Source organism: Actinomadura sp. ATCC 39365 (assembly GCF_054392275.1).
On record NZ_CP184335.1, the window covers coordinates 5,066,578 to 5,087,935 of the forward strand.

The following is a 21,358-nucleotide window of genomic DNA, read 5'->3' on the forward strand; positions in this document are numbered from 1 at the left end:
ATTTCATACGTCAAGAGCAGCCCCCTATCCCGTGATCGGCGCCTTCACCACCAGCACCTCCTCTCCCGCCGCGCCGCTCAGCCGGACCGACAGCTCCCACACCCCGGCCATCGGGAACAACTCGCCCTCGGCCACGTAACGGCCCGCCTGGCGCGGATCGGCGGTGATCTCCGGGGTGGCGTGGCCCATGCCGGGCATCACCGTCGACAGCGCCACCGTGTGCGGGTCGCCGGCGGTCACCCGCACCTCGGCCGTGACGCGGCCCGTCGTCGGCCTCGGGATCAGGACCGTGACGGCGTACCGCTCGCCGGTGCTGGTGAGGGTGAGCGGGCCGGGCGCCGAGCCGCGCACGTACAGGAACACCGCCAGGGCCGCCGCGAGCAGGGCGGCGACGGCCAGGATCCGCCTCATCCGAGAGCCTCCGCGACCTCGACGGTGAAGGGGACGGTGACGATCCGGTCGCCGGCCGCGTACTGCGCCCAGGCCAGGTAGCGGCCCGGCGCCGGGAAGCTGAACGTGAAGCGCAGCCGCGGCGCGGGCGCGCCCATCTCGTGCACGTGGCCGAGGAACGCGCCGTCCTGGCTGCGCACGATCAGGTGCCCCGACATGCCCAGCCACTGCCGCGGCGTGACGTCGAGACCCACCTCGATCGCCGCCGGACGCCCCGCGACCGGCACGGACGGCCGCACCACCGGCGTGCCCCCGCCGCCGCGGGCGGTACGGGCGGCGGGGCGGCCACCGCGTGCCCGGCGACCCGGAACTCGCCGTCGATCAACTGGCCGCCGGAGTCCTCGCGCTCCAGCTCCGCGTAGGCCAGGAACCGGCCCGGCCGGTCGGCGCGCAGCCGGACCTCCAGCCGTCCCGGCGCGGTGCGCAGCGGGTGCAGGTGCCGGAAGTAGGCGCCGTCCTCGCTGGTGACCACCAGGTGGGCGAGCGCCTCGTGGTGCAGGACGAGGTCGTCCACCGGATGCCCGGTCGAGCCGTCGGTCAGGTCGAGGCGCAGCGTGAACTCCTCGCCGGCCGCCGGACGTGCCGGGACGGTCGTCACCCGTCCCCGCGCGAAGGGCCGTCCGAGGGCCGGCGCGCTCACCGCCGGCGCGGCGCCGTCCGGCGGCGGAGGCGGGAGGGAAGGCTCGAACACCACGACCATCGCGGCCACCGTCACCGCGGCCGCCGCGCCCCCGGCCAGCAGCATCGCCGGGGTCCTGCGCGACAGGGCCCCGGTGAGCAGGCCGCCCACCAGCAGCAGCCCGGCGACCAGCAGGCCGCCGTAGATCAGGAACTCGCCGGCGGAGCCGCGGTCCACCAGGACGCGGAACGGCAGCACGGCGACCTCGCCCCCCGCCGTCAGCCTGAGCTCGTGCGGCCCGGTGCGCTCGACCGTGAGCTTGACGTACCGGGGGTGGCGGACGGCTGCGCGGTGGCCGTCGCCTTGTGGCCGTCCTCGACCGAGCGCACCTCCAGGCCGATCGGCGGCCCGGTCGCCGGCTCGTAGGCGATCACACCTATCAGCAGCGGCCCCGGCACCCGCGAGGTGCCCCTGATCACGACCGTGAGCTCGGCGCCGGCGATGGTCTGGGCGAAGCGCAGGTCCGCACCGGCCGTGACGTTGTGGGCCGCGGCCGGGGCGGCGCCCGCGAGCAGGAGTACGGCGACGAGACAGAGAACCCGGAGCGGCCGGATCATGCCCGTCCGGCGTCGGCCGCGTCCGCGGGGAGCGCGTTCGGCAGGAACAGCGCCCCGAGCGCCAGGCCGATCAGCCCGGCCACCACCGGCGCGCCGGTCCACAGCTCGGGCACCGTGGGCAGGCCGCCCCCGGCCGCCGAGGCGACCCCGATGTAGAGCGACCAGGTGACGAAGGCCGACAGCCCGGCGAACGCCCAGTAGGCGCCCCGCCGCGCGCCGGACGGACGCAGCAGGCGGATCAGCACGTCGCTCGCCAGGCCCGCGGCGACGAACGTGAGCAGGGTCGGCGCGTTCTCGAACGCCGTCTGCGCACCCGGCATCAGGACGGCGATCGTGTACATGACGGTCACCGCGCCGAACGGCAGGTTCCACCGCCGGGCCACCAGCAGCACCGGGGCGAGCAGAACGACGTTGCTGATGACCATGGAGGTGGCCAGATGCCCGGCGCCGGGCCCGTCCGCGTTGGAGAACGCCTCGACGACGTGCGCGGAGCGGTACTGCAGGGCGTCGCCGTACGACAGGAACAGCGACACCAGCGTGGCCGCGAACGCGAGCCCGGCCAGCGCCGGGAACAGCCGCCAGAGGGAGGGCCGGACGCCCACGTCGGGGGCGTTCCAGGCCGAGCGCAGCGGCGTGGTGATGATGAGCAGCATGGTCACGATCAGCCCCAGGTGCGACGGGCTGAACAGGATGTCGACGCTCGTCTCGATGCCGAGCACGGTGTGCCAGGTCATGTCGGCCAGCCCGAAGAGCGCGAACGCCGGGATGGCGACCAGCCCGGCCAGATAACCCTGGGGAACGGCCGCGACTCCCTGCCGGCCGAGCCGCACGTTGCGGAACACCTGCCAGATGATCCAGCCGGACACCGCCGCGAACCCGGAGTAGAACGCCGCGTGCCACGGCGTGAAGAACGTCTCCAGGTCGCTGCGATTGGTGTGCGCCCAGGCGTCGATCATCAGTCCGACGCCGAACCAGACCCCCAGCAGCGCCGTGACGAGATCCGCCCGGAGCGGGACCCATCCGCGCGGCTCCCCAGAGTCCGCAAGTAATCGCCGTACGCCCGCGTTGGCCTCTGCCACTTCGCGTCTCCCTTCTTCCATGATCGGATACTTCCAGAAGCCGCGAAGTGGCGGAAAGCCCAAGATCACCATCGCCGAGCGGCCACGGGCCACCGCCCGTGGCCGCCAGTCTCGCCGACGGCCGCCGGATGTGCGCGACGGCCGGGGCCTCACGCGGAAGCCGGGCGCTGCCCGGCCACCACCAGGTGCAGCCCGTGGGGGAGCGGCTCGGTGCGGGCGACGTGCAGCCCCGCGGCTCCCAGCAGGCTCTCGACCTCGGTCAGCGTGCGTTCCTGGCCGCCGCTGAACAGCGTGAGCATCTTCATGTCCAGCGCGACCGCCGACGTGGGCGAGCGGTGCGGGTCGTCGTCGAGGACGGCGTCCACGATCCACAGCTCGGCGCGGCCGTCCATCAGGGCCGCGAGCCGCGCCAGCAGCTTGGCGGCCTGCTCGTCGGGATAGTTGTGCAGGATGTTGCCCAGCAGGTACAGGCCAGCCCGGGGCAGCGGGTCGGTGAACATGTCGCCCTCGGCCACCGTGATGCCCGCCCGCCCGTCCAGGTGGCGGCGGGCCTGGGCGGCCACCTCGGGCAGCTCGAACAGCACGCCGCGCAGCCGCGGGTGGGCCGCCAGGATCGTGGCCAGGACGATGCCGGTGCCGCCGCCGATGTCGGCGACCGTGTCCACGCCGGTCACGTCCTGCTCGGCGAGCGCGCGGGCCACGGTGACGCTGCGGGTGGCCATGAACTCGTTGAACAGGGCGCCGGCCGCGGGCCGGGCGCTCAGCCAGGCGTAGGGGGAGTCCACCTGGTGCAGCTCCAGCGCGGCGGGCTCGCCCCTGGTGATCGTCCGGTGCAGCAGGTCGGCCGAGTCGCGCCACAGCTCCTCGCCCCACATCAGCGCGGCGGGGGCCAGCGAGTCGTCCCGGCCGCTGGTGAGCAGGTCGCCCTCGCCGGTGAGCAGGTAGCGGCCGCGGGCGTCCCGCTCGACCAGCCGCAGGTGCTCCAGCGCCCGCAGCAGGCGGCCCAGCAGCAGCTCGTCCGGACGGCCGGTGCCGCCCGCGGAGATCTCGTCGGCCAGCTCGTGCACGGCGCACGGCCCGGCGGCCAGCAGGTCGAAGACCGACAGCCGCAGGGCGGCGCGGACGGCGGCGTACAGGATGAAGTCGTCGATCAGGCGCAGCACCCGCGCCCGCTCCGGCGTCTCGCTCATGGGTTCCCCTTCCCCGACTCCCAGGCCGGCCGGACGATCATGCTCTCGGCCCGCAGCGGCGCGGGCAGGTAACCGAACCTCACCATGGTGTCCACCACCGACTGCAGCCCTTCGGGCTCCAGCGCGGCGGGGAACGTGCCGAGCGTGATCGTCGGCAGCACCTCACGCGGGATCTTCGTGTACGTGCCCAGCACCCCGGTGACCAGCCTCCGGTCCCGCGCGTCGAGCTGGGCGTGCGCCATGGCCCGCTGGAACCCGGCGACGGCCCGGGGATGCGCGGCGGCGTACGAGGCGGTCGTGGCCCACCCCGCGATCGGCCACCCGGCGGGCACGTTCGCCATGGCGTCGCCCAGCGACCGGCCGCCCTGCCGGCGGTAGGTGGTGATGAACGGCTCGGTCATCCAGGCCACGTCCACCGCGTGCGCGGCCAGCGCGGCCGGCATGTCGGGCAGGGGGATCTCCTTGAACGCGACGTCGTCCGCGGACACCCCGGCCGCGTCGAGCACGGTCTCGGCGCTCAGCGTGCCGACCGAGCGCAGCGTGGCCACCGCGACGCTCTTCTTCGCGCCGCCGGAGCGCCGCAGGTCGCGCGGGCTGCTGATCGGGCTGCCGGGCGCCACGAAGAGCTGGAACGCGCCCGGCGCGGCGTGGTAGGCGTCGGCGACCAGCTTCAGCCGCCCCGGCTCGCGCCGCTGGTACAGGAACGCCGTCACGTAGTTGACCAGCCCGAACTCCAGGGCGCCGCCCTTCATCCGGTCGATCGCCGGGCCGCCGCCCTGCACGGTCACCGGCTCGGCCGACAACCCCTCGGCCGCGAAGTAGCCGCGGTCGCGGGCGAGGTAGACCAGCGCGCTGTCGGGGATCGGGATGACGCCGATCCTGATCTTCTCCGGCGGCGCGCCCGATCCGGTCGCCCGCGGGCCGCCGGGCGCGGCCCCGCCGCAGGCCGCGACCAGGGCGGCCAGGGCGGTGAGCAGGAACAGCAGTAGGGGACGTAATCGTCTCACGGTTCTCCCTTCGAGGTCCGCCGCCGGCCCTCGCTCCCGCTGGCGGCCTGAACACAGGTCGGAACCAACGTCCTTGAGTGCACCATCGGGAGGCCCGCCTTGCAACGCCCGGTCAGAACGGGATGGCCGCCGTGTCAGAAGCGCGCCCGGCTGTTGACCCCGGGTCCCGGCCCGGAAGACCGTCCGGGAGAAATATTCGCTTCCCTCGATGCCGCAGCTCACCGAGCCGGGCAACATGCCGCCGCCGTACGGGCAGGACGGGCTGGTGCCGGCCGACACCACCCTGCGGCAGACCGTCCGCGTCTTCCGCGGTCCGGACGGATGAGAAGATCGAGAGTGCTCCGAATCGCAGAAGCAGTACTCGCGAGATTACCGGCGCCGCTGCAGGCGCTCGTGCTGAGGCACCGTGAACTGCTGAAGTTCGCGGTGGTCGGCGGAGCGACGTTCGTGGTGGACAACGCGGTGTTCTACGGGCTGAAGCTGACCGTCCTGGAACCGAAGCCGGTGACCGCGAAGATCATCGCGGTGCTCGTGGCGACGATCGTGTCCTACGTGCTCAACCGCGAGTGGTCGTTCCGGCTCAGGGGCGGTCGCGAGCGCCGTCATGAGGCGGGGCTGTTCTTCCTGGTCAGCGGCATCGGTCTGGTGCTCAGCTCGGCGCCGCTGTGGATCTCCCGGTACGTGTTCCGCCTGGAGGTCCCCGACGTGAGCGTGGCGGCCCAGGAGATCGCCGACTTCGTGAGCGCGCAGCTGGTCGGCACGCTGATCGCCATGGTGTTCCGCTTCTGGGCGCTGCGGAAGTGGGTCTTCCCCGACGAGAAGACCCACCCCGTCGGCGTGCGGCCGGCTGCCGTCCCCCGGTACCACGGACGCCGCACCCTGCCGGTGGCCAAGCGCAAGCCCCGCAGGTCCGGCGTCCGGCAGGGGCAGCGGTAGGGAAGGCGCAGCAGTAGGAAGGGTCAGCGGTAGGCGGCGGCCTGGAGGGTGTAGAGGTCGGCGTAGAGGCCGTTGAGCGCCATGAGCGCCTGATGGTCGCCCTGCTCGGTGACCTTGCCGTGGTCGAGGACGTAGATCCGGTCGGCGTAACGCACGCTGGCCAGGCGGTGGGTGATGAGCAGGACGGTGCGGCCCTCGGAGTGGTCGCGGATGCGCTCGAACAGGGCGTGCTCGGCGCGGGCGTCGAGTGCCGCCGTGGGCTCGTCGCAGATGAGCAAATCGGCGTCGCGGTGGAAGCCCCGGGCCACCGCGATGCGCTGCCACTGGCCGCCGGACAGCTCGCAGCCGTCCTTGAAGCGGCGGTCGAGCAGCGTGCGGTAGCCGTGGGGCAGGCCCGCGACCACCTCGTCGGCGCCGGCGACCGAGGCGGCCGCGACCAGGGCGGGCTCGCCCTTGTCGGTGCCCATGGTGATGTTGTAGCGGGCGGTGAGCGGCCAGCGGGTGTGGTCCTGGGCGATGACGGCCGTGCGCAGGCGCAGGTCGTCGGGGGGCACGTCGGCCAGGTCGACGTCGTCCCAGGAGACGGTGCCGGTGTCGGGCTCGTACAGGCCGGACAGGATCTTGGCCAGGGTGGTCTTGCCGGAGCCGTTCTCGCCCACGAACGCGATGACCTCGCCGCGCTTGATCTCGACCGTCACCCCGCGCAGCGCCGGCTGGTCGGCGCCCGGGTAGGTGAACGTCACGTCGTCGGCCACGATGCGCTCGAACCCCTCGGGCACGGCCGCGGAGCGGGAAGAGGGCACGCGGCGCTCGGCGTCGGCGCAGAACTGGAGGAAGTCGGTGAAGTAGAGGCCGTCCTCGTAGAGGCGGTTGGTGGCGTACAGGAGGTTGGCCAGCGAGGACTGGCCGGTCCTGATGGCCAGCACCGCGGTGCCCGCGACGGCGAGCGGGATCGCCGCCACGGCCAGCAGCACGCCCAGCGCGACGTAGACCAGCGCGGTGCCGAGGCCGCCCAGGGCCTCGCCGACCAGGCCGGCCAGGGTCTGGCGCCTGGCCAGGGTGAGCAGCACCTCCTGCTCGGCCCTGGCGACGGCGTCGTACATGCGCAGCAGGAAGCCGCGCATGGTGAACGAGCGCACTTCGGCCGCGGGCTCGCGGTCGGCCAGCAGCTCGGCGATGATCCACTTGCGCCGGCGGGCGGGGATGAGCGAGTACATCGTCGAGTAGCGCATACGGGCGCCGCGCACGGTGGCCCACGCGTCGGGCAGCACGGCCAGCAGCAGCAGCGGCAGCAGCACCGGGTGGAGCACGCCCAGCACGCCGGCCGCCGCCGCGATGCCGACGGTCGCGGTGACGACGTTGATGGCCGAGCTGACCACCGCGCTCGCCACGCTGACGCCGCGGATGTTGGCGCGTTCGAGGCTGTCGTGGAACTCCGGGTCGTCGTAGGCGACCAGCTCCACCTGGCTGGTCAGGCCGTAGAGGCGTTCCTCGGTGTGGCGGGAGATCTGCGGGGTCAGGCGTGACTGCGCCCAGCCCGCGCCGGCCTGCACCACCGTGCGCAGCACGGCGGCCGCGCCGACCAGGGCCAGGCTGGGCAGCGCGGCCAGCACGCGGTCGGGGGTCGGGCCCTCGCTGAACAGGGCGCTCAGCACGCCGGTGGTGGCCAGCAGGCCGAAGGCGGTGAAGACGCCGCCGAGGAGGTTGAGCGCGATGGTGGCCACGGTGTCGCGGGGGCCGGCCCGCCAGGACATGCGCATCGCCTGGGTCACGAGCGAGGGCAGGCGCCTGGCGATGGTCAGGAAGCCGACCTCGGCCATCTTGTCGTTGTGGGCGTACCAGTCGGAGACGGTGATTTCACCGAGTTCCAGAGGCTCATCGGGCATGCGCTGAGTGTGCGGACGGGCACCGACGGTTTCCGCCGCTTCGCGCGGCCGGGTGACAGGACGGTGGCCCGTGCGCCACCCGCCTGTCCATGGCCCGCCAGGCAAAGACGCACGGGCGGCGGCGTGTCCCGGTCGCCCTGGCGGGCGCGGGCACGATTTCATGTCCCCCGGTCACTCCACGTAACCGGAACGACACAGGGGACGGAATGCGAAGAATCACGGGGTTCGCGGTCGCGTGCGCGGTCGCCATGAGCGTCACCCAGCCCGCCTGGGCGGCCCCGCGGGAGGAGGTCCACATCACCCGGTACCTGGGGGAGCAGCGGCTGCCGTACCTGACGCAGTTCGACGGCACCACCGTCGGCGGGGTGTCGGGCATCGACCGCGACCCGCGCACCGGCGCCTGGTACCTGATCTCCGACGACCGCTGGCGCTACGGTCCCGCCCGCTTCTACACCGCCCGCCTGGACATCGACCGGGACTCGGGCGCGTTCACCGGCATCAGCCTGACCGGGGTGACCACGCTGACCAGGCGGGACGGCACCCCCTACCCCGGCTACGGCAAGCCCGGCTCGGCCGACCCCGAGTCCATCAGGTACGACCGCTGGTCCGGCCGCCTGCTGTGGGGCGACGAGGGCGACCGCCCGGACGCCGGCCACCCCGGCCTGCCGCTGGCCGCCTCCGGCGTGCGCGCCGCCGACCTCCAGGGCCGGCACCTGGGCGACCTGCGCCTGCCGGGCAACCTGCGCCTGACCACCACCGAGCACGGCCCGCGGCGCAACGCCGGTTTCGAGGGCCTGGCCGTCACCGCCCGCCGGATCACGGCGATGACCGAGGGGCCGCGGTACGAGGACGGCGAGCCGTCCACGGTCCGGCGCGGCGCGCCCGCCCGGCTCACCGTGTGGGACCGGCGGGGTGTCCCGCGCGGCCAGTACGTCTACCCCGTCGACGCGCTGCCGGCCGCGCCGGTGCCGCCCACCGGGGAGTCCGACAGCGGGGTCTCGGAGATCCTGCCCATCGACGACCACCGCTACCTGGCCCTGGAGCGCTCCTGGATCGAGGGCGTCGACTACAAGGTCAAGCTGTACGAGATCGACGTGACGGGCGCGACCGACGTGCTCGACCAGGACGACCTGAGCGCGGGATACCGGCCGGTGAGCAAGCGGCTGGTCTACGACCTGGGCGACTTCCGGCCGCCGGTGCAGAACCTGGAGGCCATGTCGTGGGGGCCGCGCCTGGCCAGTGGGGAGTGCACACTGGTGATCGGCTCGGACGACAACTTCAGCAGGAACGAGGTCAGCCAGTTCACGGCCTTCGCCGCCACGGGCTGCCCCTGACACCCCGCCGCCGGTCCGGCCCCGCGTAGCCGGGGCTCGTACCGGCGCCGGTCCGGCCCCGCGCCCGCGAGGCCCGGACCGAGGGTGGCGGATATATACGTATTGGAATATTTTCCCGGGAAAGCATTATGGCTACGCTCGACAGCCATGACTCTCCTGAAGCCCGCACGCCGGGTGGCCGCCGCTCTGGCGCTCGCGCTCGCCGCCGGGTTAACCGCGGCCGTCCCCGCGCACGCGCGCGAGGCGGCCCCGCCGTCCGCCGGCACCGTCCTGCGCGGGCTGGACCTCGACCGCGCCACCGTGCTCGACCTGCAACGCGCCATGGACCGCGGCCGCTTCGACGCGGTGACGCTGACCCGCTTCTACCTCGACCGCATCCGCGCGGTGGACCCGCTGCTGCACGCGGTCGTCCAGACCAACCCCGGCGCGCTGGGCGAGGCCGAGCGCAGCGACCGGCGCCGCCGCCGGGGCGCGCACGGGCCGCTGGAAGGCGTCCCGGTCCTGCTCAAGGACAACATCGACACCGCCGCGCCGCTCCGCACCACCGCCGGCTCGCAGGCGCTGCTCGGCGCCCGGCCGGCCGCGGAGGCGTTCCTCGTCCAGCGGTTGCGGGCGGCCGGCGCGGTGATCCTGGGCAAGGCCAACCTGTCGGAATGGGCGAACTTCCGCTCCAGCCCGTCCTCCAGCGGGTGGAGCGCGGTCGGCGGACAGACCAACAACCCCTACGTCCTTGACCGCAACCCCTGCGGGTCGAGCAGCGGCTCGGCGGTCGCCGCCGCCGCCACCCTGGCCGCCGTCACCATCGGCACCGAGACCGACGGCTCGATCGTCTGTCCGGCCGGGATCAACGGCGTGGTCGGCATCAAGCCCACGCTCGGGCTGGTCAGCCGGGCCGGCGTGGTGCCGCTCTCGGCCCGGCAGGACACCGCCGGGCCCATCACCAGGAACCTCACCGACGCCGCCGCCGTGCTCTCGGTCATCCAGGGCCAGGACCCGCGCGACCCGGCGACCGTCCCGGGCGGCGACCGCGACTACCTCAGGGCCCTGCGTCCCGGCGCGCTGAACGGCGCCCGCGTCGGCGTGTGGCGCTCGGTCGCGGGTGACAACCAGGAGGTGCGCGCCGCCCTTGACGCCACGGTCGCCACCCTCAAGGCCCGCGGCGCGACCGTGGTGGACGTCGAGCTGGAGGGCATGGACCAGGCCGGCGAGGCCGAGTTCCCGGCGCTGCTGACCGAGTTCAAGCACGACCTGAACGCCTACCTGGCCGCCACCCCCGGACGGCACCCCGCCGACCTGGCCGGGCTGATCGACTTCAACCGGCGGCACGCCGGGACCGAGCTGCGGTACTTCGGCCAGGAGATCTTCGAGCAGGCGCAGGCCACCACCGGCGACCTGGACGACCCCGCCTACCGCGCCCTCCGCGACAAGGCCACCACGCTGGCCCGCCGCGCGATCGACTCGGCGATGGCCGACGGCCGCCTGGACGCGCTGCTCGCCCCCACCAACCACGCGGCCTGGCTGACCGACCTGACCAAGGGCGACGACTTCACCGGCTTCGTCTCCTCCTCCGCGCCCTCGGCGATCTCCGGCTACCCGGCCGTCACCGTCCCGGCCGGGTACGCCAGGGACGTCCTGCCGCTCGGCGTCACCTTCTTCGGCGGGCGTTTCTCCGAGCCGTCCCTGATCGCCCTCGGATACGCCTTCGAGCAGGCCACTCAGGTCCGCAAACCGCCGGGATACCTGCGCACGCTGCCCTGAGCGGCCCGGCGGCGGGCTACGGTAGGGACGACGGTCACGACGGGAGGGAGGCGAGGTGCGCACCAGGCTGCCCGCCGCGCTGCTTCTCGTCCTGTCGTGGCTGCTCCCGGCGACGGGCCATGCCCAGGTCGCCGCCCAGGTTGCCGCCCAGGCCGTCACACAGGCCGTCACACAGGTCACGGCGATCCAGGCGGCGGCCGACCGGCCCGCCGTCGCCAAGCTCGGCTCCACACCGCCGCCGCCTCCGCTCGCGCAGGTCAGGCAGGCGGGGCACGACCAGGCCGGGCCCGGCGGGCAGGCGTTGCCCGCCGCGGCCCCGGCCCGGCTTCTCCACGTCTGGTCGGCCGTCGTACGGCGGCCCGCCCTCCGCGCCGCCGCCGACCGCCCCAGGGGCGCGGCGGCGGCGCGCGCGCCTCCCTCCACGGTGCTCTGAAGATCCCTCTTCCGCACACCTGAGCCTGTGGAGGCCTCATGTCACGTGCGCCCATGTGGCGCGCGCTGGCGGCGTTCGCCGTCATCGCGACCTCGATCATCCTGTCCCTCACCGCCACGCCACGCCTCGGCCTCGACCTGCGCGGTGGTACCCAGCTCGTCTTCGAGGCCAGAGACTCCCCGACGGTCAAGGCCGACTCCTCGGCCACCGACCGCGCCCTCGACGTGCTCCGTCGCCGGGCGGACGCGCTGGGGGTCGTCGATCCCACCCTGGCCCGCTCCGGCGAGAAGCGGATCATCGTCGAGCTGCCCGGCGTGCTCGACCCGAGCAAGGCGGCCGAGGTCATCGGCCGCACCGCCCAGCTCGCCTTCCATCCGGTCACCGGCCCGGGCAAGGCCGGGGACGCCACCGCGCTGCCCGACGAGAGCGGGAGCCCGCTCGCGCTCGGCCCGGTGGCGATCAGCGGCGACGGCGTCAGCGACGCCACCGAGCGCAGCGACCCGCAGCGCGGGCCCGGCTGGTCGGTCACGGTCGACTTCCGCGACGCCGACGCCTGGCAGCGGATGACCGGCGAGGCCGCCTGCCAGCCGGCCGGCGACCCGAAGCGGCGCGTCGCCATCGTGCTCGACAAGAAGATCATCTCTTCGCCGCAGCTCGACCCGTCCGTGCCGTGCGGCGCCGGCATCCCCGGCGGCAACACCGAGATCACCGGGTCCTTCACCCACGAGGAGGCCCGCGACCTGGCCGTGCTGATCAAGGGCGGCGCGCTGCCCGTGCCGCTCGACCTGGTCGAGCAGCGGACGGTCGGCCCCACGCTGGGCGCCGACGCCATCGAGGCCAGCGTCAAGGCCGCGATCGCCGGGCTGGTGCTGACCGCCCTGTTCATCATCGTGATCTACCGCCTGTCCGGCCTGCTCGCCGCCATCGCGCTCACCTGCTACGGCCTGATCTCCTACGCCGCGCTGGTCGCGATGGGCGCGACGTTCACGCTGCCCGGACTGGCCGGGTTCGTGCTGGCCATCGGCATGGCGGTCGACGCCAACGTGCTCGTCTTCGAACGCGCCAGGGAGGAGTACGGCCTGGCTCCGGCCCGCGGCCTCGCCCCGGCCCTGAACCGGGGGTTCAAGAACGCCTGGAGCGCCATCGCCGACTCCAACGTCACCACGCTCATCGCCGCCGCGCTGCTGTTCGGGCTGGCCTCCGGGCCGGTCAAGGGGTTCGGCGTGACGCTGGCGATCGGCGTGCTGGCCTCGCTGGTGTCGGCCATGCTGATCACCCGCGTGCTCACCCAGGCCGTCATCGGCCGGATCGGGCCGCGCCTTTCGGGCCTGGCCTCGCCGGGCGCCGTCCGGACGTGGCTGGCCCGCCGCGACCCCCAGCTCATGAAGGCCAGGAAGGTGTGGCTGGCGGTCGCGGGCGGCCTGGTCGTCGCGGCGCTGGCCGGGCTGTTCACCCGCGGCCTGGACTTCGGGGTCGAGTTCACCGGCGGCCGGCTCGTGGAGTTCGGCACCTCCAGGCCGGTCGAGGCCGACACGGCCCGGCGGCTCGTGAGCGAGGCCGGCTATCCGGGCGCGGTCGTGCAGACCGCCGCCGACGGCGTGACCGTGCGGGCCGGGCAGCTCGACCCGGCCAAGGTCCAGGCCGCGCTGGAGGGGCAGGGCGCCGAGGTGAGCAAGCGGCGCGACGAGTTCATCGGCCCCACGCTGGGCGAGGAGCTGCGCCGCAACGCCGTCATCGCGCTCGGCGTGGCCGTGGCGGCGCAGCTCCTCTACCTGGCGGTGCGCTTCCGGTGGACGTTCGGCACGGCGACCGTGCTGGCGCTGCTGGTGGACCTGGCCGTGGTGATCGGGCTGTTCGCCTGGCTCGGCAAGCCGGTGGACGGCGTGTTCCTCGCCGCGATGCTGACCGTGGTCGGCTACTCGGTCAACGACAAGGTGGTGGTGTTCGACCGGGTGCGCGAGTTGTGGGCCGCCCGCCGCACCGCGCCGCTGGCCGAGGCGGTGAACACGGCGATCCTGCAGACCGTGCCGCGGACCGTCAACACCGGGCTCGGCGCGCTGTTCGTGCTGGTCGCGCTGGCCGTCTTCGGCGGCGACTCGCTGCGTGACTTCGCGATCGCGCTGGTCACCGGCATCGTCGTGGGCACGCTGACGTCGTCGTTCGTGGCCGGCCCCGCGGCCATCGGCCTGGCCCGGTACGACCGCCGCCCGGCCCCCCAGCCGCCCGCGCCCAAGGCCGCCCGGCGGCCCCGCGAGGGCTCGGGAGCCGTGTTGTGACCGGCGCCGCGGGCCCGCCTCGCGCGGGCGGGCCCGCGGCGTCGCAGGTCAGAGCCGGGCGAGCCAGTCCAGGAGGATGGCGTTGACCTCCTCCGGGCGTTCCTGCTGGATCCAGTGGCCGCAGTCGTCCAGGAGACGGGAGGAGACCAGGCCGGGCAGGGTGGTGGGGAAGGCGTCGATCGCGCCGGAGAGCCACCGGGTCGTGGCGTCCTGCGCGCCGCCGACGAACAGCGAGGGCTGGACGATCGGCGCGCCGTCGTGGGGTTCGAGGTCGGCCCAGTCGCGGTCCATGTTGCGGTAGCGGTTCAGCCCGCCGGTCAGGCCGGTGCGCTCGAACTCGGCCGCGTAGAAGTCGAGGTCGGCCTCGCTCAGCCAGCCGGGCAGCGTGCCGTCGGCCGGGAACCGGTCGCGCAGCCTGCCGCCCGGGGCCACGAACAGCGGGTGGGGCGCGTCCTCGCCCGGCATGGTGTCGGCGGACAGGGCCGCGTACGTGCCCGCCAGCCAGCCCCGGACGTCCGGCTCGATCTCGGCCTCGGCCCGGCCGGGCGTCTGGAAGTAGCTGACGTAGAACTCGTCCGTCCCGCCCATGGTGGCGAACACCTCGGTGGGCCGCGGCCCGCCGCGCGGCGTGTACGGCACGCTGAGCATGGCGACCGCGCGGAAGACGTCCGGCCGCAGCAGGGCGCTGTGGGCCGCGATCGAGGAGCCCCAGTCGTGGCCGACGATCACCGCCGTCCGCTCGCCCAGCGCCCGCACCACCGCCACGCCGTCCTCGACCAGCTCGGTCATCCGGTACGCGGCCACGTCCGCCGGCTTGGACGAGCGGCCGTAGCCGCGCACGTCGACCGCCACCGCCCGGTACCCGGCGGCGGCCAGCGCCGGGAGCTGGTGCCGCCAGGAGTACCAGGACTCGGGGAAGCCGTGCACCAGCAGCACCAGCGGCCCCTGCCCCGCCTCCACGAGATGGACGCGGCCGGCGGGGGAGGGCACCAGGCGGTGGACGCCCTCGGCGACCGGGGTGGGCTGCGACATCGATCCTCCACGCACATGAGTCCAAACCTGTCACCAGGATCATGCGCGGCCCGTGCCGCCGCCCGCCAACTCCGTTGCCGTTTCGGCAAACCCTGCGTTAAAGGTCGGTGGCGATGATCTTCTCGATGTTCCGCTCGGCCAGCGCCGTGATGGTGACGAACGGGTTCACCGTGGTGTTGCCCGGGATCAGCGAGCCGTCGATGACGTACAGGCCGGGGTGGCCGGTCAGGCGGCCGTAGTTGTCGGTGGCCCTGTTCAGCACCGCGCCGCCGAGCGGGTGGTAGGTGAGGTGGTCGCCCCAGATCTTGTACACGCCGAACAGGTCGGTGCGGTAGATCGTCCCCTCCTTGGCGTTGATCTTGTCGAAGATCGTCTTGGCCATGTCGATGGACGTCTGCTTCCAGGCGGTCTGCCAGCTCAGGTCCACCTTGCCGGTCGCGGCGTTCCAGGAGAACTGCGCGCGGCGCGGGGTGTTGGTGATCGACAGGTAGAACGAGGCGTACGTCTCGATCCCGGTCGGCAGCGGCGCCACCTCGGCGAACGCACCCCCGGCCGTCCAGTTGTCGATGCCCGCGCACGGGATGGCCGACTGCAGCTTGCCGGTCGGGTCCCACAGGTGGTTGGCCCGGCCGCACATGACGTTACCGTTGTCGCCCCAGCCCTTGCCGACCTCGTCGCCCAGCCCCGGCAGCGCGCCGGTGGCCTTCAGCCTGACCAGCAGCTTGCTCGTGCCGACGCTGCCCGCGGCGAAGAACACCCGGGCGGCCGTGACGGTCTTGGCGGCGGTGACCGAGCCGTCGGTGGCGAGCTGGTCGATCCGGACGGTGTAGCCGCCGCCCGCCGCCGGGGCGACCGAGGTGACCTGGTGCAGCGGCGAGATCGTCACCCTGCCGGTCGCGCGGGCCCGCGCCAGGTAGGTCTTCTGCAGGGACTTCTTGCCGTGGTTGTTGCCGTAGAGGATCTCGCCGGCCAGCGCCGACTGGGTGGCCGTGCCGGCCGCCTCCTGCTTCATGTAGTCCCAGTCGTACACGTCCGGGACGAAGGTGAACGGGAAGCCGGAGCGCTGGGCGTGCTTGCGGCCGACGCGGGCGTACTGGTAGCACGCGGTGGTGTCGAACCAGGCTGGGTCCACCAGGCCGACGCCGAGGCCGGAGTTGGCGCGCGGGTAGTAGACGCCGTACATCTCGTCGGCGTCCACCGATGGGAGCACGGCGGCGAAGTTCTCCCGCTTGGGCGTGACGGCCATGCCGCCGTTGACCAGCGAGCCGCCGCCGACGCCGCGGCCCTGGTAGACCGTGATGCCGGCGAACTCCTCGGCGTCCAGGATGCCGGTGTAGCGGGGGATGTCCCGGTCGATGGGGAAGCCGAGGAAGTAGTTGAGCGGCGCCTTGGTCCTGGTGCGCAGCCAGTACGAGCGATGGTCGGGCTCGCGCGTGTTGCAGAAGATCTTGCCGTCCGAGCCGGGGGTGTCCCAGGCCATGCCCATCTCGATCATGTGCACCTCGACGCCCGCCTGGGCCAGGCGCAGGGCGGCCACCGAGCCGCCGTACCCGGTGCCGATCACCAGGACGGGGACGCGGGCGCCGTCGGAGATCGGCCCGCCGGCGACGGCGGCAGTGGCGGCGGCGGCGCGGCCGGGCAGTGCGGCGGCGCCCAGGAGGGAGGCGGTTCCGGCGATGAAGGTGCGGCGGCTGGTGTTCATGTCACGTGCCCTCGCTCGGTCGGTCTGACGCGGACTCGGTCGGTCTGACGGAGGGTGCCGGGCCGCCGGTCAGCATGCAGGCCGTGTCGAGGCCCAGCACGTGGTTGAGCCGGCCGAAGGCCCACCAGGAACCGATGCTCATGCTCAGTTCCACGATCTCGTTCTGGCTGTAGTGGTCGGTCATCCGGGACCAGAACTCCTCGTCGAGCCCGTGGTGGTCCAGGGCGTAGCGCTCGGCGTACTCGGCGGCGAGCCGGGTGCGCGCGTCGAAGGCGTCCGTGGCGCGCCAGTCCGCGACCGCGTCGGCGAAGCCGTCCTCGACCTTGACGCCGTCGCGCTCGGTGCGCCAGTCGAGGCAGAAGACGCATCCGTTGATCTGCGCGATCCGCAGCCGGGCCGCCTCGAACTCGCGCAGGCCCAGTGTGGTGTGGGCGTAGACGGCCATGGAGAACTTCGAGGCGGCGGTGCCGATGCCGGGGACCAGCTCGCCCCAGACGTACGCGATCGGGTCCTTGCCGCCGGGAACGTCGACGATCATGGGTGCTTCCTTCCGAGCCGGCCGGACGCGGGGCGCAGCGGGACGTCGAGCGCGTCGTACAGGCCGGGCGGGGCGGCGGCGAGCCAGTCGATGGCGTTCACCAGCCGGCCCGCCGCGGTGGCGTTCCCGCCCGCCGAACGGTTGCCGCCCTCGTCGGTGGCCTCGATCGTGACCTCGATCCGCGGGCGGCCCTCGACGATCACCCGGTGGGCGCCGTCGCCGCCGTCCGGGGGGAGCGGCCAGTCGGGGGCGCAGGCGGCGTGCACGCGGGTGACGTGCTCGATCACGATGCGCGGCTCGCCCTCGACGATGCCCTGCACCTCGAACCGCACCGCGCCCTGGGTGCCGGCCTCGAAGACGCCCATGCGGGCGGTGGTGACCGTGCGGTCGAGCGCACGCCGCTCGACGACCTCGCGGATCTCCTCCAGGGTGACGCCGAGGGCCCGCGCCATCAGCCGTACCTGACCGCCCCACACCATGGACGGGACCGTGGGCGCGATCATCGGCGGCTCGTAGTCCATGGGCTGGCCCATGCCGACCATGTACCGGACCGCGTCCGGGCGGTCGTAGCCGGAGTAGTCGAAGATCTCCTGGCAGCGGATGGCGTCCACGACCGAGCCGAGGCCGCTGAGCAGCAGGGGCAGCAGGTCGTTGCCCCAGCCGGGGTCGATGCCGGAGGCGAACAGGGAGCCGCCGCCCTCGGCGACGGCGGCCAGCACCTGCTCCCGCAGCTCGGGCGGGGCGCCGCGGTGGTCGTAGAGGGCGTACAGGGAGGGCGTGACGACGACGGCGCCGGCCCGGACGGCCCGCAGGACGTCGGCCAGGGCGTCGTCGGGACGCAGGTCGCCGGAGGCGGCGTACACGACGGCACGGGGACGCGCGGCCAGGACGGCGGCGGCGTCGTCGGTCGCGGTGACGCCGAGGTCGCGGCCGAGTCCGGCGAGCTCCCCGGCGTCGCGGCCGGCCTTGCCGGGGGAGTGCACGACGACGGCGGCGAGACTGAGGTCGGGATGGGCCTCCACGGCCCTGATGGCGGCGCGGCCGACGTTGCCGGTACCCCACACCACGGTGGACGTCATGGGCGGAGCGTAGCAAGCGCTTGGTTTGGTGTACAGGGCCCCGCGACCGGCCGGCCGCGCGGGCGTTCTCAGCCCTCGACGGCCTTGATGAACAGGTCTCCGGTGGCGGTCTTGACGAGGTCGGCCTTCCCGGTGGCGGGGTCGACGAGGGCCACGTCGGCGGCCCCCTGCATCGTGACCATGATCCGGCCCGCGCCGAACGCGATCCCCCGGTGCGCCGTGTCGGCGAGATAGTCGCCCGTGAGCCGGCGGTCCCGCGCCTCGTCCCTCGGGGACAGCAGCAGCAACGCCGGGTCGCCGTGGTCGCCGCCCAGGGCCGCCACCCGGCCGTCGGCGGCGGCCAGCTCCGCGTCCCAGGGCTCCCGCAGGTCCGTCACCGTGCGGATGGCCTTGAGGCGGAGGTCGTAGAACTGCAGCCGGCCGCATGGCGGCGAGAACACGGCCGGCCCGGTGCCCGGGACGTACACCAGGCTGTCGCCGAAGCCGGCGCAGGGTTCGCCGTCGTCGTCGCGCGGTGGCCGCAGCCGTACCGCGCTCAGTCTGCGGGCCGTGACGTCGCGGACGACGGTGACCGCGCCCAGGGGCGAGTCGTCCCGGGCACCGACGTCCTGGCGGCCGGCGCCGTCCGCGTACTCCTCCGGGGCGCCGATCACGAGGCCCACGCCGCCGCCGGCCAGCGGGCCGAGGGCGAGCCGGTCGCCGAACCGGTCGGCGACCTCGGAGCTGCCGGGCACGCCGGGCGTCTCCTGGGTGATCCGCCGGACGAACACGCCCTTCCTGAACAGGTAGACCGCGCCGCCCGGCAGCTCCCGCGGGGCGCCGATCGCGACGAGGTCGCCGTAGGCGGCGACGGACTCGCCGAAGGCCGCGTCCTCCTGCGGCAGGGGCGAGACGAGCCGGCGCGGCGGCGCGGCGGCCCCGCCGTGCAGGACGTAGACCCCGCCCGCCCCCTTCCGGCCGGCCACGGTGAGGGTACGGGTGCCGACGACGAGGTCCACGCAGCGGTCGTCGTTGACGTGGGCCATGGTCACCGACCAGCCGAAGCCCTTCATCCGGTTCCCCGGCGGGGTGGGGACGTGGATGACCCGGCCCGCCGACAGGACGTGCACCCGGCCGGTGGTGCCGAGATAGCCGAGGGCGACGTCGTCGCGGCCGTCGCCGTCGAAGTCGCGGGCGCTCGCACCCTCGCACCCGCTGCGCACCGGCCGCACGACCGGGGGCCGGGTCGCGGCCCGCACGGACGGGACGTGGGCCGGTGTGGCGGTCGTGCCCGGCGTGGCGGCGGGCCCCGGTGCGGAACACGCGGTCAGCGCCCCCACCAGCAGTACCACGAGCGGACGGCCCGGGACCGGCATACGACGACCTCCCCTTGTCGATCGCGACATCCTCGCCCGCCCTCCGGCTCCCGGCAACCTCACCCGGGGCCGCCGGTCAGGCCGCGTCCAGGGCGATGCCGTAGAGGTGGTCCACCCGGATCCTGATGACCAGGCGGCGGCCCCGGGCCATCTCCTCCAGGAAGGCGGCCTCGTCCGCCGGGTCGGGGAAGCCGCCAGCCATCTCCAGCAGCTCTCGTCCGGTGGCGTCGCCCGGGGTGAGCGACGGCTCGGAGACCTCCGCCCGTCCTTCGGCGACGGCGTACGACAGGATGTTCTCGCCCTGCAGGTGCACCGTCGCCCGCGGGTCGGCGAGCAGGTGGCGCACCTTGATGCGGCCCTCGGCGGAGGAGATGCGCAGGACGCGTCCGGCGGCGTCCCAGCGCAGGGCCATCGAGGCCAGGTGGGGGCGGCCGTCGCGCTTGAGCGTCGCCAGCACGCCGAAGGGCTGGCGGGCGAGGATCCGCAGGAGCTCGTCCTCGCTGAGGGGGCGGGCGCCGGGGCCCTGTCCGGGGCCGTACGTGTGCTCGGTCATGATGATCGGTTCCGTTTCGTGGTGAGAAGGGGTTCAGAGGGCGGCGGGCTGGTCGATCCGCGGCGCCTCGGCGGACGCGGCGGCGCGGGGACGGCGCAGGACGGCCAGGGCGACCACGACGGCCGTCGCGAGCAGACCGGCCGAGGTGGCGAAGGCCAGGTGGTAGCCGCCGGTGAGCGCCGCCGCCTCGGCCGCCCCGCCGACGCGCAGCTCCTGCGTACGGGAGGCCGCCAGCGTGGTCAGGACGGCCACGCCCAGCGCCATGCCGATCTGCTGGGTGGTGTTGAACACCCCCGAGGCGAGCCCCGCGTCGTCCGGGCGGGCGGCCGACATGCCGAGCGTGGTCAGCGCCGGCAGCGCCAGCCCGCCGCCCGCGATCAGCACCATGACCGGCAGCAGGTCGGTGACGTAGTCGGCGTCCACCGGCACCCGCGTGAGCCAGGCCATCGCGGCCAGCAGCAGCACCAGCCCGGCCAGCAGGACGGCGGGCGCGCCGAAGCGGGCGCTCAGCCGCGCCGACACGAACAGCGACACGCCGCCGATCGCCACGGCCGCCGGGAGCATCGCCAGCCCGGTGGCGAGGGCGCCGTACCCGAGCACCTTCTGCATGTAGAGCGCGACGATGATCTGGAAGGCGAACATCGCCGACAGCGCCAGCATCTGCACGACGTTGGCCACGGCCACGTTGCGGGAGCGCAGCACGCGCAGCGGCATCAGCGGCGTGCGCGCGGTGGCCTGGCGCAGGAAGAACCCGGCGAGCAGGGCCAGCGACACCGCGCCGAACGCCAGGGTGTGCGCGGCGAGCCAGCCGTGCTCCTCGACCTTGACCACGGTGTAGATGCCCAGCATCAGGCCCGAGGTGACCAGCAGCGCGCCGGTCACGTCGGCGCCCCGCGCGAGGCCGAGGCCCCGGTCGGCGGGCAGCGCGGGCAGCGCCAGCACGATCGTCGCCAGCCCGATCGGCAGGTTGATGAAGAAGATCCAGTGCCAGCTCAGCGCGTCGGTGAGCACGCCGCCGAGCACCTGCCCGATCGACGCGCCGGCCGCGCCGGTGAAGCTGAAGACCGCGATCGCCCTGCCCCGCTCGCGCGGCTCGGTGAACAGGGTCACCAGGATGCCGAGCACGACGGCCGAGGCCATCGCGCTGCCGACGCCCTGCAGGAAGCGGGCGGCGATCAGCAGGCCCTCGCTGTTCGCCACCCCTGCCAGCAGGGACGCGCCGGTGAACACCGCGTTCCCGGCCAGGAACATCGTCCTGCGGCCCACCAGGTCGCCGAGCCGCCCGGCGAGCAGCAGCAGCCCGCCGAACGCGAGCAGGTACGCGTTGACCACCCAGCTCAGCCCGGCGGGGGAGAACCCCAGGTCGCGCTGGATGGCGGGCATGGCCACGGTGACGATGCTGCCGTCGAGGATGGTCATCAAGGCGGACGTCGACAACACGGCCAGGGCGGTGTGCCGGGAGGTGAGGGACATGGTCGTCTCCTGTTCGAGGGGTGCAACAGAAGAGACCGTAG

At 73.9% G+C, this 21,358-nt stretch carries 20 protein-coding genes; 5 read left to right on the forward strand and 15 right to left on the reverse strand.

All coding sequences use genetic code 11. The features are described 5' to 3' along the window. Nucleotides 1–24: 24 nt before the first annotated feature. From ACNF49_RS24940 to ACNF49_RS24970, 7 genes are all read right to left on the reverse strand, one after another. On the reverse strand, nucleotides 25–411 hold the full coding sequence (locus tag ACNF49_RS24940; RefSeq protein ID WP_357988502.1) for a FixH family protein: 387 nt from the start codon (nucleotides 409–411) through the stop codon (nucleotides 25–27). After that, complete coding sequence (locus tag ACNF49_RS24945; protein ID WP_482945156.1) at nucleotides 408–608, reverse strand: DUF8832 domain-containing protein; 201 nt, start codon at nucleotides 606–608, stop codon at nucleotides 408–410. Before ACNF49_RS24945 ends, ACNF49_RS24940 begins: the two co-directional genes overlap by 4 nt. Continuing rightward, nucleotides 593–1,327, reverse strand: coding sequence for a DUF8832 domain-containing protein (locus tag ACNF49_RS24950; protein ID WP_482945157.1), 735 nt, complete (start codon nucleotides 1,325–1,327; stop codon nucleotides 593–595). The genes ACNF49_RS24945 and ACNF49_RS24950 overlap by 16 nt, the downstream gene beginning before the upstream one ends. Nucleotides 1,328–1,347: 20 nt before the next feature. Continuing rightward, entirely contained in the window at nucleotides 1,348–1,686 is a 339-nt protein-coding gene (locus tag ACNF49_RS24955; RefSeq protein ID WP_482945158.1) for a hypothetical protein, read from the reverse strand. Then, entirely contained in the window at nucleotides 1,683–2,765 is a 1,083-nt protein-coding gene (locus tag ACNF49_RS24960; RefSeq protein WP_357988496.1) for a hypothetical protein, read from the reverse strand. The genes ACNF49_RS24955 and ACNF49_RS24960 overlap by 4 nt, the downstream gene beginning before the upstream one ends. A gap of 149 nt (nucleotides 2,766–2,914) precedes the next feature. Next, nucleotides 2,915–3,955, reverse strand: a complete 1,041-nt coding sequence (locus ACNF49_RS24965) for a methyltransferase (protein WP_357988493.1) — start codon at nucleotides 3,953–3,955, stop codon at nucleotides 2,915–2,917. Then, the gene (locus ACNF49_RS24970; RefSeq protein ID WP_482945159.1) at nucleotides 3,952–4,962 is read right to left on the reverse strand and encodes an ABC transporter substrate-binding protein; all 1,011 of its coding nucleotides are present in this window, start codon (nucleotides 4,960–4,962) and stop codon (nucleotides 3,952–3,954) included. Before ACNF49_RS24970 ends, ACNF49_RS24965 begins: the two co-directional genes overlap by 4 nt. Nucleotides 4,963–5,355: 393 nt before the next feature. On the opposite strand from ACNF49_RS24970, the gene ACNF49_RS24975 reads away from it, so the two are divergent. Continuing rightward, nucleotides 5,356–5,898 (forward strand): GtrA family protein, encoded by a 543-nt coding sequence (locus ACNF49_RS24975; protein WP_358010678.1) that lies wholly within the window; start codon nucleotides 5,356–5,358, stop codon nucleotides 5,896–5,898. Between the two features lie 23 nt (nucleotides 5,899–5,921). Here the strand turns inward: ACNF49_RS24975 and ACNF49_RS24980 are convergent, their stop codons facing one another. Next, nucleotides 5,922–7,784 (reverse strand): ABC transporter ATP-binding protein, encoded by a 1,863-nt coding sequence (locus ACNF49_RS24980; RefSeq protein WP_357988484.1) that lies wholly within the window; start codon nucleotides 7,782–7,784, stop codon nucleotides 5,922–5,924. 206 nt (nucleotides 7,785–7,990) lie between these two features. On the opposite strand from ACNF49_RS24980, the gene ACNF49_RS24985 reads away from it, so the two are divergent. The 4 genes from ACNF49_RS24985 to secD all read left to right on the forward strand — a co-directional run bounded on the left by ACNF49_RS24985 (nucleotide 7,991) and on the right by secD (nucleotide 13,585). Further along, nucleotides 7,991–9,118 carry an esterase-like activity of phytase family protein gene (locus ACNF49_RS24985; RefSeq protein WP_357988481.1) on the forward strand — a complete coding sequence of 376 codons (1,128 nt, stop codon included), beginning with the start codon at nucleotides 7,991–7,993 and terminating at the stop codon, nucleotides 9,116–9,118. Between the two features lie 147 nt (nucleotides 9,119–9,265). Beyond that, nucleotides 9,266–10,876, forward strand: coding sequence for an amidase (locus ACNF49_RS24990; RefSeq protein WP_498702964.1), 1,611 nt, complete (start codon nucleotides 9,266–9,268; stop codon nucleotides 10,874–10,876). A 55-nt stretch (nucleotides 10,877–10,931) separates the two neighbouring features. After that, entirely contained in the window at nucleotides 10,932–11,309 is a 378-nt protein-coding gene (locus ACNF49_RS24995) for a hypothetical protein (protein WP_357988475.1), read from the forward strand. Between the two features lie 38 nt (nucleotides 11,310–11,347). Further along, entirely contained in the window at nucleotides 11,348–13,585 is a 2,238-nt protein-coding gene (secD, locus tag ACNF49_RS25000; RefSeq protein WP_482945161.1) for a protein translocase subunit SecD, read from the forward strand. Between the two features lie 48 nt (nucleotides 13,586–13,633). On the opposite strand, the gene ACNF49_RS25005 is transcribed toward secD, so the two are convergent. From ACNF49_RS25005 to ACNF49_RS25035, 7 genes are all read right to left on the reverse strand, one after another. Next, complete coding sequence (locus ACNF49_RS25005; protein WP_482945162.1) at nucleotides 13,634–14,617, reverse strand: alpha/beta fold hydrolase; 984 nt, start codon at nucleotides 14,615–14,617, stop codon at nucleotides 13,634–13,636. Between the two features lie 97 nt (nucleotides 14,618–14,714). Next, nucleotides 14,715–16,319, reverse strand: coding sequence for a GMC oxidoreductase (locus tag ACNF49_RS25010; protein ID WP_482945163.1), 1,605 nt, complete (start codon nucleotides 16,317–16,319; stop codon nucleotides 14,715–14,717). A 1-nt stretch (nucleotide 16,320) separates the two neighbouring features. Then, nucleotides 16,321–16,857, reverse strand: a complete 537-nt coding sequence (locus tag ACNF49_RS25015; RefSeq protein ID WP_357988463.1) for a carboxymuconolactone decarboxylase family protein — start codon at nucleotides 16,855–16,857, stop codon at nucleotides 16,321–16,323. After that, a complete protein-coding gene (locus ACNF49_RS25020) occupies nucleotides 16,854–17,936 on the reverse strand; it encodes an NAD(P)H-dependent amine dehydrogenase family protein (RefSeq protein WP_482945164.1) in 1,083 nt (360 codons plus the stop codon). Before ACNF49_RS25020 ends, ACNF49_RS25015 begins: the two co-directional genes overlap by 4 nt. Nucleotides 17,937–18,004: 68 nt before the next feature. Beyond that, nucleotides 18,005–19,291: a hypothetical protein gene (locus tag ACNF49_RS25025; protein WP_482945165.1), complete on the reverse strand. Its 1,287-nt coding sequence runs from the start codon at nucleotides 19,289–19,291 to the stop codon at nucleotides 18,005–18,007. 76 nt (nucleotides 19,292–19,367) lie between these two features. Further along, entirely contained in the window at nucleotides 19,368–19,844 is a 477-nt protein-coding gene (locus ACNF49_RS25030; RefSeq protein ID WP_482945166.1) for a TIGR03618 family F420-dependent PPOX class oxidoreductase, read from the reverse strand. 33 nt (nucleotides 19,845–19,877) lie between these two features. Next, nucleotides 19,878–21,317, reverse strand: coding sequence for a DHA2 family efflux MFS transporter permease subunit (locus ACNF49_RS25035; RefSeq protein WP_482945167.1), 1,440 nt, complete (start codon nucleotides 21,315–21,317; stop codon nucleotides 19,878–19,880). Between the last annotated feature and the right edge of the window lie 41 nt (nucleotides 21,318–21,358).

Bases quoted from the DNA above. Each gene is read 5' to 3' on its own strand.
- ACNF49_RS24940 (WP_357988502.1), bottom strand. From the start codon at position 411: ATGAGGCGGATCCTGGCCGTCGCCGCCCTGCTCGCGGCGGCCCTGGCG.
- ACNF49_RS24945 (WP_482945156.1), bottom strand. From the start codon at position 608: ATGTCGGGGCACCTGATCGTGCGCAGCCAGGACGGCGCGTTCCTCGGC.
- ACNF49_RS24955 (WP_482945158.1), bottom strand. From the start codon at position 1,686: ATGATCCGGCCGCTCCGGGTTCTCTGTCTCGTCGCCGTACTCCTGCTC.
- ACNF49_RS24965 (WP_357988493.1), bottom strand. From the start codon at position 3,955: ATGAGCGAGACGCCGGAGCGGGCGCGGGTGCTGCGCCTGATCGACGAC.
- ACNF49_RS24980 (WP_357988484.1), bottom strand. From the start codon at position 7,784: ATGCCCGATGAGCCTCTGGAACTCGGTGAAATCACCGTCTCCGACTGG.
- ACNF49_RS24985 (WP_357988481.1), top strand. From the start codon at position 7,991: ATGCGAAGAATCACGGGGTTCGCGGTCGCGTGCGCGGTCGCCATGAGC.
- ACNF49_RS24990 (WP_498702964.1), top strand. From the start codon at position 9,266: ATGACTCTCCTGAAGCCCGCACGCCGGGTGGCCGCCGCTCTGGCGCTC.
- secD (WP_482945161.1), top strand. From the start codon at position 11,348: ATGTCACGTGCGCCCATGTGGCGCGCGCTGGCGGCGTTCGCCGTCATC.
- ACNF49_RS25005 (WP_482945162.1), bottom strand. From the start codon at position 14,617: ATGTCGCAGCCCACCCCGGTCGCCGAGGGCGTCCACCGCCTGGTGCCC.
- ACNF49_RS25010 (WP_482945163.1), bottom strand. From the start codon at position 16,319: ATGAACACCAGCCGCCGCACCTTCATCGCCGGAACCGCCTCCCTCCTG.
- ACNF49_RS25015 (WP_357988463.1), bottom strand. From the start codon at position 16,857: ATGATCGTCGACGTTCCCGGCGGCAAGGACCCGATCGCGTACGTCTGG.
- ACNF49_RS25020 (WP_482945164.1), bottom strand. From the start codon at position 17,936: ATGACGTCCACCGTGGTGTGGGGTACCGGCAACGTCGGCCGCGCCGCC.
- ACNF49_RS25025 (WP_482945165.1), bottom strand. From the start codon at position 19,291: ATGCCGGTCCCGGGCCGTCCGCTCGTGGTACTGCTGGTGGGGGCGCTG.
- ACNF49_RS25030 (WP_482945166.1), bottom strand. From the start codon at position 19,844: ATGACCGAGCACACGTACGGCCCCGGACAGGGCCCCGGCGCCCGCCCC.
- ACNF49_RS25035 (WP_482945167.1), bottom strand. From the start codon at position 21,317: ATGTCCCTCACCTCCCGGCACACCGCCCTGGCCGTGTTGTCGACGTCC.